The following is a 14,063-nucleotide window of genomic DNA, read 5'->3' on the forward strand; positions in this document are numbered from 1 at the left end:
TCTACTTGCAGGCTTAATGAGACTATATATTTATTTCAAGTCTTTTGGCATTTCTATTATTCCGTTTATAAAGCTTGAAGAAGTCACTCTTTTAGTGCAAGACAATGTTTTATATTTTCTCATTTTTCTTTTGCTTAATATGTTCGTCATATTACTATTTTATAATAAGTCAAGTGACAATAAGGGCCTTTTGAAAAGGTAAAGAATAACGGTTTTTTTCATTGGAATAAGTTAGTTCTTCTGGTTATTTCGGCAGTAAGCTTGTACGTTGTATTCATAAATGTGGAGAGAATTTATCAACACGAATATGCAATGTGGATAATTTTACTATTCGTAGCGATTTACATAAACCCTTTCATTTATTTTGAAGGCAGATCTGTCTTCAGAAAAAAGAAATTAAAAGTGAAAAAATTGACAGCTCTTTTATTACTTTCAGCTGTCAACCTTTGTGTGTTCTCTGCTATTTCAGGTCTAAGTGAAGCCTATAAAGTAAAAATGACAAACTACTATTCAGACTCAAAATTTGCTCTTAAAGATGGTACAAAATTGAAATCTGAAAATCATTTCTATTACATTGGAAAAACTCAGAACTATCTTTTCTTTTATTCACAGAAAAAGGCTACGACGACAATTATTCCTGTTTCTGAACTAAAATCAATGCAACTGAGCAAATAGCCTATGAAAGCACCACAATCATTACCCAAACCAACCAACTGGCAAGATTTTGAATCCTTATGCAAAAGGCTCTGGGGCGAAATTTGGCAATGTCCTGAAATAAAGAAAAACGGTCGTACAGGACAGGAACAAAACGGTATTGATGTATATGGGATACCTATAAATTCCAAAGTGTATTACGGTATTCAATGTAAAGGCAAAGACGAATATGTGCACGCTCAGCTTACAGAAAAAGAAATACTAAACGAAATTGAAAAAGCCAAGAACTTTAAACCAGCTCTGGCCAAGATGTATTTTGCTACCACAGCAAACAAGGATTCTAAGATTGAAACTTTTGTTAGAGAAATAAATGTTTCTAACATTGATGCAGGGCTATTTGAAGTCCATCTTTTCTCTTGGGAAGATATAGTCGATTTGATTTTTGAAAACAAAGAAACCTACTCATTTTACGTAAACAGCAACGCTTTTAAAACTAACCAGTCTGTTGAGGTAGTTTTCCAAAATGGTCTAACACACAAAACAGAAAAACCCAAATTTCAACAAAACAGGTATATTTCTAAAACTAAAATGAGTGAGTTGGAAAAAGAGTTTGAGAAGATTAAACCGGATTGGATTGATGATATAGTGAAAAGCCATTGGATAACACCAAATATTTTCGATGCAACAGCAGGGTTTCATCGTAAAACAGGCAAAGACTTCAATCGTAGCTTAATTCCTTTCAAGATAATTCTATCAAATACAGGCTCAGAACCTCTTGAACATTGGAAACTTAATATTACATTTCCACAAGAGTGTAACGGATTTACCTACAAAAATCATAAAGATATTTCATCAATTATTATATCAGGAATGAATTTTAGTTTTGATACTCATTGGAATGAAGAAATACATTCTATAGAAATAGAGCCAAAAAATAAAGTTCTCGTTAGTGATGATAATTTTCCTTCTGATACCTTTTACTTGAGGTTTCCGGTAGAACATAAAACTCATAACTTGACTTGGAAGTTACTTTCAAAAAGTTTTAAGGCAGGGGGCAAACTATCGATTGAGGTAATTCCAGAAATAACGTATGAACGAATTACGGTCGACAATGACTCGGATTTACTCAAAAAAGATAAGTATAGTATCCCATTTGAAGATTTTATCGAAAATGTTCCTAATTAAAATTCGTGGTTTGATTCTCAACCAAGCGATTTTACAATGGCGTACCTATAGAATTGGTTTCCAAATTTCTGGGACACACAAAAATGGCAACCGTGTAAATTTACGCCTGAGTCCTTTAGCATAAAGTTAGCTTGGATATAGAAAAGCTTAGGGATAATTTGAAATCAAAAACCAAAAATCCACACAATTCTGAAGATACCGCAGTCAATTCTTGGTCGCGTACTGGCGAGGAAATAACTTGAAATTCAGCTAATCAAGTAAATTGTTAAATTTACCTAAAAACATAGCCTTCGCTATATGATATAGGTAAATGGATAAAAATGCAACTTCTGAGCAACTTAGTTTTAACTTCGACACTGTACCGGAACCGCTCTACACGTGGCCCCAACAGCATTTATTTCCACTCAATATCAAGGAACACAGTAAGCGAGTTGCTAGTGTTCTAATGAATGACATTGAAAGGGCTAATTCTTTTACAATACTTACTGGTTATACTTCACTTTCCCACTTGATTGATACTTTCGGGGAAATTGACCAATATACACAAGGTAAAAAGATTAGAATTGTTTTGGGTTTCGATCCAAACTTCAGAGGTCGTAAAAGATACAAGCCTAAACCTCTCGATCAGGAAATTAAGGAATATTGGTTGTCAAAAGGGCTTTCTATTCTTCAAGGCGGAAGCGTCATAAGTCTCATTACCAAACTCGATTCGGGCAACATCTCAATTCGATTTTTCAATAAACTACACGCCAAAATATACGTAGGCGATAAGACGGCTATGATCGGTTCATCCAATTTCAGCAATAATGGATTAATTCATCAAACTGAGGCGAATTTCCGAATAACACAGGATGATGATTTTGAACAGTATGAGTCAATCAAACAAATTGCTGACAACTATTTTAATCAAGCTAGTGAATATGATAAGCTAAAAGATCTCCTAAAAGACTTAATTGCTCAGGTGGATTGGCGTGATGCTTTGGCCAGAGCGATGAGCGAAGTTCTAGAAGGCAAATGGCTTGAAGAATATGAAAGTTTAGTACAAAAACTTAAGCGTTCTAATTTATGGCCAACACAATGGCAGGGATTAACACAGGCTATGTCCATTCTTCAGGAAAACTCAAATGTTCTCATCGCAGACCCAACGGGTGCCGGAAAGACAAAACTTTGTTCCACTATCATTCTTGCATTAGAAAGCTGGCTATATGAAAATGGTAATCGGGATAAGGCAAATTCGCTTATAGTTTGTCCACCATTAGTTCAAGAAAAGTGGAGCAAAGAATTTATTGAGCTGGAAACCATCTTAAATAATCAGATTTCAAGCGGGACCCTCAGTCAATCTGGTAAGAACAAATTGAAGAAAGCACAGTTAGAATTGAAAAATGCACATATTCTTGCTATTGACGAGGCACACAACTATCTCAATATTAATACCAAGCGAAGTAAAGCGGTCAGGCAGAATAACGCGGATTATAAATTGCTGATTACCGCAACACCAATCAATAAGAAATTGGATGATTTACTTAAAATGATTGAACTTTTGGATATTGACAATTTAGACGATGAGAGCTTTGAGTCATTTAAGAAACTGAAAAAGTCTACCGATCTATCCAATACTTCGAATGACATAAAAAACCTAAAGCGCTTTATAAGCAAGTTTACTGTAAGGCGTACAAAAAAAGAACTTAATGCCGAGATAGAGAAAGCACCACACCGCTACAAAAATGCACTTGATGAGGTGTGTAAGTTCCCCAAACAAGTACCGAAGACGTATAAGACTGAGGAAACAGAAAGGGACAAAGAGTTGGTTAAGAGAATCAACAAACTTTGTGAGTCAATTAAAGGTATCACATACTTAAGAAGGACAAATAAACCTTATCGATACCTCAACGATGACGAAAAACAAAACTATGTTAATCGTCGATTGAATGCTTCAAAATACTTATCTATTTATTACATCAGATATACTTTGCGTTCTTCGCGACCAGCTATTTTGGAGCACATAATAGGGGTTGAGAAAATGTTTGAGAATACGAGACTGAACTTCAAATTTACAAGTAAGAATAAAATAAAGGTTAAGGAGCTGGATAAACTAATCGAAAGCGGTACGCTTCCACATATCCATTCCGATTTCAAAGATTGTGATTGGCCGGACTGGATGACAGACAATGCAAAATACCTTGAGGCGTGCCAAGAAGAAAAGCAAATCTATTTACAGATTGCTGACTTAATAATAAAATTATCCAACAAAAGAGAATTAGGTAAAGCAAACACACTATTAAATCAAACCAAATCACATAAAAAGGTTTTAGCTTTTGACAGTTGCCTAATCACACTTCACTATCTAAAACATCTCATCACTAAACTTAGTCCTGAGCAGAAGGTCTTGGTAGCTTCTGGCGACACCAAAAACAAAGGCAGTAAAGAGGTTATCGAGAAATTCATACTTACGTCTCAGAATGATGAAAAGATTATCGCACTATGTTCCGATATGATGTCTGAAGGTGTTGACTTGCAAAAAGCATCTGCGGTAACGCTATTAGATTTGCCAAGTGTTATTCGCATCGTGGAACAACGATTTGGTCGCATAGACAGAATGGATACAATGCACGATTTTATAGAAATGTACTGGCCAGATGATAGTCAGGAGTTTTCACTTCAAGGCGACAAACGCTTGATGGAATTGAATGATCTCGTCAATGATACTATAGGTTCAAATTTTGATGTTCCAGATGATTTGAGATTTAAGCATTTTGTAAAGACAGAAAATATTAAAGATGTAATTCAAGAGTTTATAGAGTACCAGGAAAAGGACAACTCTTGGGAGGACATAAAGAATAGCTTCAAACCCATTTTAGACCTCAAAGATGAAAGCAAAGGGCTCATTTCCGAACTCGATTATCAGCAATTTATTGATGTTACAAGTAGCGTTAAGACTGGTGTCTGTTTTTTAGAAAGTGATGTGGAATGGTGTTTTATTGCGTTAAGGGCTACTAAAACAAAAAGCTCTAAGTGGTTTTACATCAAACAAGAAGGTTCGGAAGCTATTATAACAGATTACAGTTCTATTTGTGATAATTTACGCCATCACTTAACCCAAAAGCCCATACGATGTGAATGGAATAATGGCTATTTAGTGAAATACCTATCTATCTTAGAAGCGAACGAACTGGAGTTGTTAAGCCCGAAAAAGAAAAGGGCTATTCAAGTTGCAGAGCACATTCTAAAAAAGAAAAACGCGAAACGAACGATATCACACGAAGAAAAAAAATTATCGAGCAAAATCCTCAAAAGTTATTTTGGAAAACGCAACTTGCTAGATATAGAGTTGTTCGCCAGAGCCTGGATCAAAATTTTACAACCATTCTTGGAAAATAAACGCGGTCGAAACAAAAGTACGAGGGAAGTGTTCAACCTCAACGCACTAAAAACAGATTATGAAATCAATAAAATCGACCTTGATTACGAGTACATCGAAGATCTACTTGAAAAAGTACCTTCTTATGAAAAATTAGAATATAAGATTGCTTCTTGTATTGTAGGCGTTCCAAAACATCGAAATAAGTTGTAAAACCTTGTCACTAACTAGCGATTACGCTAGATAATTTTTCCGCGTTTTTTAAAACTGATATTCCTTCGTGAATCAATTTGCTTTTTGGTTGCAATTCAAACCTCAACAATTTTCCCTCTAGTTTTACTAACGGCACGACCCCAATGGGCTATTGCTTCAAGCATTGGGACACTGGACTTTCCAAAATCAGAAAGAAGATAACCTACTTTATGTGGTGGTTTAGTTGTATAAACTTCTTTATCGATAAGCCCATCATCTTCTAGTTGCTTTAGAGTAATGGAGAGCATTCTATCGGAGATTTGAGGTATTACTCTCTTTAAGTCTGCAAAGCGCTGTTCTTCATCTTTCAAATACCATAGAACAATAGTCTTCCATTTACCACCAAGGTATTTGGATGCAACATCCATTGCGCAGTGAAAATTTCCGCCATCTATGATAACTCGTATTTCTTTGCCATTTAAAATCATCTCTATTCAAATTTATACTAACACAATTGTTAGTTATTGTTTACGTCTAAAACTATCTATACTTTTGATACTAACAAATGTATAGTATAAAATAAAAACAAACACTATGAAAGTAGCAATTTTAGGAACAGGAAGTGTTGGGCAGGCATTAGCAAAGAAAATACTCAGCTTAGACCACGAGATTTTTATCGGAACGAGAAACCCTTCCAACACAATGGAAAATACTGAGTCAGATGCTTTTGGTAATCCACCAATATCGGCGTGGCTCAAAGCAACGCCAGAAGTATCTCTTGTAGATTTTAAAACCGCAGTGGAAAAGGGTTCTAATTTAATCGTTTTCGCAATGAGCGGTAAGCACGCTTTAGACTGTCTCGAGACGGTTGGCGACTCTCTACTCAATAACAGAGTTATGATTGACATCTCAAATCCTTTGGACTTCAGTAATGGGTTTCCACCGACATTGTCTGTTTCAAATACAGATAGCCTTGGAGAACAGATTCAAGCAAAATATCCAAAGCTCAAAGTTGTAAAAACCCTCAATACAATGAGCAACCCTGTTATGGTAAGTCCCTCAGAACTCGGTAGTGAGCATACTGTATTTATGAGCGGTAATGACGAAGACGCAAAAGTGGATGTAGCAGAGGTTTTAAAAAGTTTTGGTTGGAATGAGAATCAAATTTTTGACCTGGGCGACATTACGACCGCACGCGGTACCGAGATGTTACTTCCGCTATGGCTTCGAGTATTTGCAAAAGTGCAAACACCGTATTTCAATTTTAATCTAAACATAAAATCATAATGAAAAATGCAATAATTATAGGCGCAGGACCTGGACTAAGTACTGGGCTCGCTCAAAAATTTGGAAATGAGGATTTCCAGATAGGATTGATAAGCAGAAATCCTCAGAAACTTGAGAGTCAAGTTTCTGATTTATCAAAACAAGGGATAAAGGCATTTTATGCGACAGCTGATGCCTACCGCTCAGCTCAGTTAGATAAAGCAATCGATGACCTCAAAAGTCAAATGGGTAGTGTCCATACCCTCATTTACAACGCCGCCGCGCTCAAAATGAAAAATTTGATGGAAGAGACAACCGAGGAAATCGTTGAGGACTTTAAAATTTCTACAGCAAATGCCTTTCACACCGTAAAAAAATTACATCCCGATTTAAAAACCGAAAAAGGAGTGGTTCTATTTACTGGCGGTGCGTTCGCATTACAGCCTAGTGCGCAATTCGGTTCTCTTTCCTTAGGAAAATCTGCTCTCAGAAATTTGGCTTTTCAACTTAACGATAGCCTGAAGGAAGATGGGATTTTTGTTGGAACTGTCACTATTGATGGTTACATACAGCACGAAAGCGAAACGCATTCACCAGCGATATTGGCAGAAAAGTTCTGGCAGTTGCATCAAGAGCGCAGTCAAATAGAAATTCAGTATTAATAAAGATGTATTACAAAATTTTAACGTTGGGTGCCCTAATTCTGACAGGACTAGGATTAGCCCAAACAGAAAACGAAACCAGTATTATGGACAACACGAACAAGTTAGAAATCTTAAATAAATACATTGAAGCGTGGAATGTGTCGTCAGATGGCGAAAGACAGGAATTGTTGGATTCTTCTTTCTCGGCAAACGGTCGCTACATTGACCCTCATATTCCAGCGCCAGTAGCTAGTCTGGAAGAGATGAAAGAGATTATTATAACATTCCGTTCTCGACTACCGCACCACCTGAAAATGGTCGATGAACCAGAGTTTCACAACTACGCTTTCAGAATGAAGTGGAAAATGGAACACGAGGGACAAGTCTTGTCAACAGGGATTTTCGTAGGAGAGTATGATTCTCAAAACAAGATAAATAACGTGATATGTTTTATTGATAAATGATTTTTGAAGAGCTCAAATATATTTACAAGGGAACATCAGATTATAACTCTGAAAAATCTTTCTTTCAGAATGATTTGGAAGCGGAATTGATATGGGAATTCGAACGGTTTGGAACCAAAGTATGCGCGATTAAACTTGGAAATGCAAACCACTCTATTCTAATAGCAAACCATCTAGAATCCTACAAACAAATCCATATTTATCGTACCGATAATTTGACAGAAAGCATTGAGAAGTTGAAAAAAAATGGCGTTGAATTGAGTTCAGAACCGTTTGGAATTCCAGATGGCCAATGCGTTTTATTCAAAGATGTATCAGGCAAAGAATATGGAGTTTATCAGAAAACTAAGGACGACGACTATCTAAAAAATGAGTATCTAAGACAACAATCCGAAATTAAGTAAAAAGACATATTCACGGCCTATAATTGAACAATCCAATAATTGATAACATAATAAAGCGCTTCAGAGATGAGGTAAAACTCATTGAAAAATCAGACCTGAGTGAATTTCAAAATATTGAGAATGGTATTAAGCTTTCGCGAAAGTGTCTTCAAGATTTAAGGGTAGCACTTAGAACAATCAACTTTGACCAGGAGGAGCAAGAAATTCATTTTTTCAAAGTTCAAAAACCCTTTGTCTATTCAAGGCTCAAATTCTTTGCAAAGCTGTACAACTATCTTCTGCAAAAGCCTGCCGGTAGCATTAAAAAGCAAAGAAATTTCATAGACGCCGAAATTGAAAAACTACAGGCAAACTATAAGCGAAATATTGATTTTGTGAAGTATTATCGTGAGAATGACACCACGTTTGACCATTATTATTTTGTGCGCGGTAATGATGATTTGAGCCTAGCTTCTGATACCTCACATTTTTACACAGATTCAGAGTTCTCAACATCTCACGATAATGCAATGGCAAAAATTATGGCCTATGACCTACTGGTGGCGCATTTCAATAAATTACTGGCAGAATTAGGTCAGGCCGTTCCTCAAAGTAACCGAGTTAATGTGTGCACGGAGTTAGATTTAAAATGGACGGCAAATAAAACTGACCTTGTAGAGCTCATCTACGCATTACAAGCATCTAATGCAATCAAAGATGGACGCGCTGGTATAAAGGATATGGTCACCGCCTGTGAGCAGATGTTCAATATTGAACTTGGACAATACTATAAAACCTACATAGAAATACGCGCCAGAAAAATGGATAGAACACATTTCATCAATACCCTTAAAAAGCAACTGGAAAAGCGTATGATACAGGACGATGAGCGCTAAAATGCTATTACCTATTCATCAATTTAAATGTTAAATTTACTCGTAACCCATTCGTAACTTCCGAATAAAACCCATCAAACAGCCACACATTTGTAAAACGAATGTCAAATCAAAGCAAAACAACCGCTTTGAACTGCAAGCAGTTCGGCGGTTGTTTTCATTAAACCGTTTTACAGATGCCTACATCCATTATCACAACAGACGACCTTAGAGAATTCAAATTGGAACTGCTCGAGGATTTAAAGGAACTCATAAAGCAACCTGCACAATCCAAAAAGAAAAAATACCTCAAATCTGCTGAGGTAATGGAACTTCTGCAGGTCAGTCCAGGAACGCTTCAAAACCTACGTATCAATGGTACACTTCCCTATTCCAAAATAGGTGGTATCATTTTCTATGACGCAGATGAAATCCATCGCATCATCCAAGAAAACCGCATTGATAACTCTTATTAAAACGGAATGCCAGAAGTCAACTATGTTCAGCATCTCAATGCTGTGTTCGAGCAATTCCGAAAGGATGACCGCCTGAATCCTACGCATATTAGCCTGTATTTGGCACTTTTTCAGTTATGGAACTATCACCGCTTTCGCGAAAGCTTCCACGTGAACCGTGAAGACGTAATGAAACTGGCTAAGATTGGGTCAAAATCCACTTACCACAGATGTGTAAAGGAATTGAATTACTACAATTATTTGGTGTATGTGCCTTCGCACAACCCCTTTAAGGGCTCAAAAATCAAGATGCTCATTTTTGGTACAAGCTCTGGACAAGTTGTGGGACAAGCTGTGTACCAAGGTGTCCCAAATCAAGGACAAGCAGTGGTACGTTCTAATAAACATATACAAACATTACAAAACAGTTATAAACTACCTAAGCCTAAAAATGAAGATGAGGTTTTAGATTTTTTCAAAAAAGAAAAATGGCCAGAAGTTGAAGCCAAAAAATTCTTCAATCACTACCAAGCCATAGGTTGGAAAATAGGTGGAAAAGTAAAAATTGAGAATTGGCACGCTTCCGCGAAAAACTGGATGCTAAAATCTGAAGAACTACAAAACGAAAAACGAGTGTCCCAAAATCAGGACAAGTTCACTTCCCGCGAAAGCGAGAACCTTCACACGGTAAGGAATAAAAATTACAATCAACCGCTATGAAACATCCAGAGACCTCGTTCGACCTAAAGAATCCAGGCATCTTAATCCTTGGCAGTTCTCAATTTCAGGTAGCAGAGCTCAAGGATAAGTTACTGCAATACGATTTCAAATCGGCGCTGAGGTTTCTGGATGCAAAGGGCAAACTGTTGTTTGGTAAACAATTCAAAATCTATGAAGAAGATAAAGCCTTACTTTATAGGCTAGTCACCTATTTCATAGGCGACCAAAGCGAATGCAATAAATTTCAAATAGACCTCAACAAAGGTTTGTTGCTATCCGGTCCTGTTGGTTGTGGCAAGACCACATTGATGAGGTTATTACCTCATTTGGTACCACACAAGCGCTACCACCAGTTCAACCTTATTCCTTGCAGGAATATCGTATTTGGATTCAACAACCTGGGCTACAAAACTATTGAGGCCTACTCAGACAGAAAATCCTATTGCTTCGACGACCTCGGCGTAGAGGCCATCGGTCGCCACTACGGAAAGGACTGTAATGTGATGGGCGAAATTCTCATATCACGTTACGAAGTGTTCAGACAAAAGCAAGTCAAAACACATATCACTTCAAACCTCAACGCAGAGGAACTAGAATCTAAATACGGCGAACGAGTCCGCTCACGGATGCGTGAGATGTTTAATCTAATTTCTTTTAATAATCAAGCTAAAGACAAAAGAGGATAAATCATTACAATTACCATTAAAAAGCGTCAAAACTAATTTCTAATTTGACTATATTACAAAAGTTAATTTTAGCTCTATGACCAACTACCACGATCCGATCAAGCATTTGAACTTTTTAAGGCAGACCTTGTCTCTCGATAAAAAACCTATCGGTTTTTTTGTTTCCGCTGGTTGTCCATTATCCGTTGAAATGCCGAAGGGAGAATGGCCACTAATACCTGATGTGGCCGGTTTGACTAAATATGCGACTCAAGAATTAGGAAGTAAGGATGGGGAGCCTGACAATGATTTTGATAGGCTTTTGAATGAGGTAGTAAAATCAGAAAAAGACCCTGAAAACATTGAAGATATACTAAGTTTTATTAGAAGTTTAAAAGTAGTTGCTGTGGGTAACGATGTGCGCGGTTTCAACATAGACGCGTTAAGTGAAATTGAGAAGAATATTTGTGAGAAAATCGTAGAAAAATTGGATGTAGACTTACCATCTGAAAACTCACCTTACCACAAACTTGCACATTGGATTTCAATAGATAGAAGTGTACCTGTAGAAATATTTACAACGAACTATGACCTTCTTATGGAACAGGCTTTTGAAGACATTTCAATACCCTATTTTGACGGTTTTATTGGCTCTCGACAATCTTTTTTTGATTTGAGAGCTGTAGAGGACGATTTAATGCCTGACCATTGGACTCGACTATGGAAAATACACGGTTCCATAAATTGGTTTCAAAAGGAAAACAAAGATGTGTTTAGGACTACCAGAACCGATGAGATCAATAGTTCGCATCTTATATATCCCTCACATTTGAAATATGACCAAAGTCGTAAAATGCCATATCTGGCTCTAATAGACAAGCTATCCAAGTTTATAAGGAAACCTAATTCGCTTATGATAATGACTGGGTATTCTTTCAATGATGAGCATTTAAATGATACCATTCTCAATGCACTTAAGTCCAATCCCAACACAATGGTTATTGCGATGTTATTTGGAGATTTAACTTATAAGGACGACAACGGTGACGTCATAGAAAATTATCCCAATGCTGTTAAATTAGCTAGAAACAGGAGCAATCTCGCAATATGGGGAAAGGATGAGGCTATTATAGGTACGGTAAGAGGTCATTGGCATATTACGGATGACGATTTCGATAACTCTATGAACCTAGCAAACAGTATCACCATTGCACAAAAAAAAGGAGAAGATGGGAAAGAGACTGATGAGAAAATTTATAGCCTAAATTTAGGTGACTTTTCCAAATTAGGAGAATTCCTTCAAGCACTAATCGGATATAATCAAACAAATTTTGATGAAAATTAATTCCACTTTAATAGGTACAATCCAAGATGTTTCGGGAACTACAGTTAGAGTGGTATTATCGAATGAGTCGCCAGAGGGATTAACATACGTGAATGGCGAAGGATATAAAATTGGACAAATAGGCAGTTTCGTTAAAATTCCTATTGGCTACAATTTTTTATATGGTCTTATAACACAGGTTGGTGCGAGTGCCGTTCCCGAAAATCAAAGTGATAACCAGCCTTATGGCAATAGATGGATGACAATACAACTGGTAGGAGAAGCTCAGAAAAATGGAAAGTTTGAGAGGGGATTAACACAATACCCAACGATTAACGATGAAGCCCATTTAGTATCAGAGGCTGATTTAAAAAGTATTTACGGGCAACCAGATAAACCTTACTTTGTTAATGTCGGTCATATCTCAGGTGCTGTCTCTATACCTGCATTAATCGATGTGAATAAACTAGTTACAAGGCACTCAGCTATTTTAGGCACTACCGGTTCAGGTAAATCCACTACCGTAGCAAGTATTTTAAATAAACTTAGTGAATCGTCTAAATACCCTTCTTCTAGAATTTTAGTGTTTGACATTCACGGGGAATATGGTTCGGCGCTAAAAGATCGGGCAAATATTTTTAAGATAAATGCAGACACCAGCATTGGTGAGAAAGAACTTCAAATACCGTTTTGGGCATTAAATTTCGATGAGTTATGCGCTGTAAGTTTTGGAGGGTTTGGTAACGACAAGGACAAAAATACCGTGTTAGAAAGAATCTTAAAAGAGAAAACTAAGAGCATAAGTAACCATCCTAAAAATGGAGTTGCTGTAAATAATATCAGTGTTGATACGCCTGTGCCATTTAGTCTAAATCATCTATGGTATGAGCTTTATAAGGAAACGGCAGGGAAGTATTATCGCAGTAGAGAAGGTACAGCCATAGAAAATTTAGCGTATGAAACTGATCCTGATGGTTTGGAATTGATGGGTGACCCACTTACCGCATCACCACCTTTATTCAAGAAGATTAACACAAATAAGGATAATGGAGATTTGGTAGGCCACCTTCCCTCACCCACACTTAATCAATCTCAACAACTACATAATTTAGGAGCTAAACTACGAATCCCTAGATTTGATTTTCTTTTTAAACCAGGACCGTATCTGCCAGGTCAAGATGGGAAAACAGAAAAAGACTTAGATGACCTTATTCGTAGCTGGATAGGGAGCGAGAAGCCGATAACCATACTTGATTTGTCAGGAGTTCCGAGTACAATTCTAAATACAATAATTGGGGTATTACTAAGGATCACATATGACGGATTGTTTTGGGCACGAAACCTATCTCAAGGTGGACGCGAAAGACCCTTGCTGTTATTAATGGAAGAAGCTCACAACTATTTAAATCAGGACGGAAGCGCATTAAACGTTGTTCAGAAAATTGTTAAAGAGGGCAGGAAATATGGTATTGGTTCTATGATAGTAAGTCAAAGGCCATCGGAAATTAATTCGACAATATTATCACAATGTGGAACATTTTTCGCACTTAGACTGACTAATTCATCTGATCGTTCTCACGTTACTAGTGCTGTATCTGACAACCTCGAAGGATTAACAAGTATGTTACCTATATTAAAAACTGGGGAAGCAATAATCTTAGGCGAATCTGTGAAATTACCTATGCGTACCAATATCAAGCCCCCTATAAAAAGCAGAAGGCCGGACAGTCAAGACCCTGTTGTATTTGATGAGATTGATACAGCAGATTCTTTAGTTCCAGGTGGTTGGGGAAATCAAATGGAAGAAAACCCAAATTATGTAGAATTTATAGAAACGTGGAGATCACAAAACCCAAAAATTAAAAGAATCAAATAAAA

14 protein-coding genes are annotated in these 14,063 nt (G+C 36.9%); 13 read left to right on the forward strand and 1 reads right to left on the reverse strand.

Annotated features, from left to right (window positions below; all coding sequences use genetic code 11):
• The first annotated feature begins 402 nt into the window (after positions 1-402).
• From HCN53_RS11985 to HCN53_RS11995, 3 genes are all read left to right on the forward strand, one after another.
• A complete protein-coding gene (locus HCN53_RS11985; protein WP_167343092.1) occupies positions 403-675 on the forward strand; it encodes a hypothetical protein in 273 nt (90 codons plus the stop codon).
• A 3-nt stretch (positions 676-678) separates the two neighbouring features.
• A complete protein-coding gene (locus HCN53_RS11990) occupies positions 679-1,839 on the forward strand; it encodes a hypothetical protein (protein WP_167343093.1) in 1,161 nt (386 codons plus the stop codon).
• Positions 1,840-2,149: 310 nt separating this feature from the next.
• Positions 2,150-5,410 carry an SNF2-related protein gene (locus tag HCN53_RS11995; RefSeq protein WP_167343094.1) on the forward strand — a complete coding sequence of 1,087 codons (3,261 nt, stop codon included), beginning with the start codon at positions 2,150-2,152 and terminating at the stop codon, positions 5,408-5,410.
• 95 nt (positions 5,411-5,505) lie between these two features.
• Here HCN53_RS11995 and HCN53_RS12000 read toward each other — a convergent pair whose 3' ends face one another.
• Positions 5,506-5,817 (reverse strand): winged helix-turn-helix transcriptional regulator, encoded by a 312-nt coding sequence (locus HCN53_RS12000; protein ID WP_206063925.1) that lies wholly within the window; start codon positions 5,815-5,817, stop codon positions 5,506-5,508.
• A 166-nt stretch (positions 5,818-5,983) separates the two neighbouring features.
• On the opposite strand from HCN53_RS12000, the gene HCN53_RS12005 reads away from it, so the two are divergent.
• From HCN53_RS12005 to HCN53_RS12050, 10 genes are all read left to right on the forward strand, one after another.
• A complete protein-coding gene (locus tag HCN53_RS12005) occupies positions 5,984-6,676 on the forward strand; it encodes an NADPH-dependent F420 reductase (RefSeq protein WP_167343096.1) in 693 nt (230 codons plus the stop codon).
• Positions 6,676-7,317 carry an SDR family NAD(P)-dependent oxidoreductase gene (locus tag HCN53_RS12010; protein ID WP_167343097.1) on the forward strand — a complete coding sequence of 214 codons (642 nt, stop codon included), beginning with the start codon at positions 6,676-6,678 and terminating at the stop codon, positions 7,315-7,317. The genes HCN53_RS12005 and HCN53_RS12010 overlap by 1 nt, the downstream gene beginning before the upstream one ends.
• An 86-nt stretch (positions 7,318-7,403) precedes the next feature.
• Positions 7,404-7,763, forward strand: a complete 360-nt coding sequence (locus HCN53_RS12015) for a hypothetical protein (protein ID WP_167343098.1) — start codon at positions 7,404-7,406, stop codon at positions 7,761-7,763.
• Positions 7,760-8,167, forward strand: a complete 408-nt coding sequence (locus HCN53_RS12020) for a VOC family protein (protein ID WP_167343099.1) — start codon at positions 7,760-7,762, stop codon at positions 8,165-8,167. The genes HCN53_RS12015 and HCN53_RS12020 overlap by 4 nt, the downstream gene beginning before the upstream one ends.
• 23 nt (positions 8,168-8,190) lie before the next feature.
• Positions 8,191-9,042, forward strand: a complete 852-nt coding sequence (locus tag HCN53_RS12025; protein WP_167343100.1) for an RteC domain-containing protein — start codon at positions 8,191-8,193, stop codon at positions 9,040-9,042.
• 176 nt (positions 9,043-9,218) lie between these two features.
• Complete coding sequence (locus tag HCN53_RS12030; RefSeq protein ID WP_167343101.1) at positions 9,219-9,497, forward strand: helix-turn-helix domain-containing protein; 279 nt, start codon at positions 9,219-9,221, stop codon at positions 9,495-9,497.
• Positions 9,498-9,503: 6 nt separating this feature from the next.
• Complete coding sequence (locus HCN53_RS12035; RefSeq protein ID WP_167343102.1) at positions 9,504-10,196, forward strand: hypothetical protein; 693 nt, start codon at positions 9,504-9,506, stop codon at positions 10,194-10,196.
• Complete coding sequence (locus HCN53_RS12040; protein WP_167343103.1) at positions 10,193-10,882, forward strand: ATPase; 690 nt, start codon at positions 10,193-10,195, stop codon at positions 10,880-10,882. Before HCN53_RS12035 ends, HCN53_RS12040 begins: the two co-directional genes overlap by 4 nt.
• Before the next feature lie 76 nt (positions 10,883-10,958).
• Entirely contained in the window at positions 10,959-12,206 is a 1,248-nt protein-coding gene (locus HCN53_RS12045) for an SIR2 family protein (protein ID WP_167343104.1), read from the forward strand.
• Positions 12,196-14,061: an ATP-binding protein gene (locus HCN53_RS12050; RefSeq protein ID WP_167343105.1), complete on the forward strand. Its 1,866-nt coding sequence runs from the start codon at positions 12,196-12,198 to the stop codon at positions 14,059-14,061. Before HCN53_RS12045 ends, HCN53_RS12050 begins: the two co-directional genes overlap by 11 nt.
• The last annotated feature ends 2 nt before the right edge of the window (positions 14,062-14,063 follow it).

Origin of the sequence: Nonlabens sp. SY33080, from assembly GCF_011784885.1 — a bacterium.
In the GTDB taxonomy this organism is placed as follows: Bacteria; Bacteroidota; Bacteroidia; order Flavobacteriales; family Flavobacteriaceae; genus Nonlabens; species Nonlabens tegetincola.

What these genes read in the sequence shown, in the direction of transcription:
- HCN53_RS11990 (WP_167343093.1), top strand. Translation starts at nt 679, where the DNA reads ATGAAAGCACCACAATCATTACCCAAACCAACCAACTGGCAAGATTTT.
- HCN53_RS11995 (WP_167343094.1), top strand. Translation starts at nt 2,150, where the DNA reads ATGGATAAAAATGCAACTTCTGAGCAACTTAGTTTTAACTTCGACACT.
- HCN53_RS12000 (WP_206063925.1), bottom strand. Translation starts at nt 5,817, where the DNA reads ATGGATGTTGCATCCAAATACCTTGGTGGTAAATGGAAGACTATTGTT.
- HCN53_RS12005 (WP_167343096.1), top strand. Translation starts at nt 5,984, where the DNA reads ATGAAAGTAGCAATTTTAGGAACAGGAAGTGTTGGGCAGGCATTAGCA.
- HCN53_RS12010 (WP_167343097.1), top strand. Translation starts at nt 6,676, where the DNA reads ATGAAAAATGCAATAATTATAGGCGCAGGACCTGGACTAAGTACTGGG.
- HCN53_RS12015 (WP_167343098.1), top strand. Translation starts at nt 7,404, where the DNA reads ATGGACAACACGAACAAGTTAGAAATCTTAAATAAATACATTGAAGCG.
- HCN53_RS12020 (WP_167343099.1), top strand. Translation starts at nt 7,760, where the DNA reads ATGATTTTTGAAGAGCTCAAATATATTTACAAGGGAACATCAGATTAT.
- HCN53_RS12030 (WP_167343101.1), top strand. Translation starts at nt 9,219, where the DNA reads ATGCCTACATCCATTATCACAACAGACGACCTTAGAGAATTCAAATTG.
- HCN53_RS12035 (WP_167343102.1), top strand. Translation starts at nt 9,504, where the DNA reads ATGCCAGAAGTCAACTATGTTCAGCATCTCAATGCTGTGTTCGAGCAA.
- HCN53_RS12040 (WP_167343103.1), top strand. Translation starts at nt 10,193, where the DNA reads ATGAAACATCCAGAGACCTCGTTCGACCTAAAGAATCCAGGCATCTTA.
- HCN53_RS12045 (WP_167343104.1), top strand. Translation starts at nt 10,959, where the DNA reads ATGACCAACTACCACGATCCGATCAAGCATTTGAACTTTTTAAGGCAG.
- HCN53_RS12050 (WP_167343105.1), top strand. Translation starts at nt 12,196, where the DNA reads ATGAAAATTAATTCCACTTTAATAGGTACAATCCAAGATGTTTCGGGA.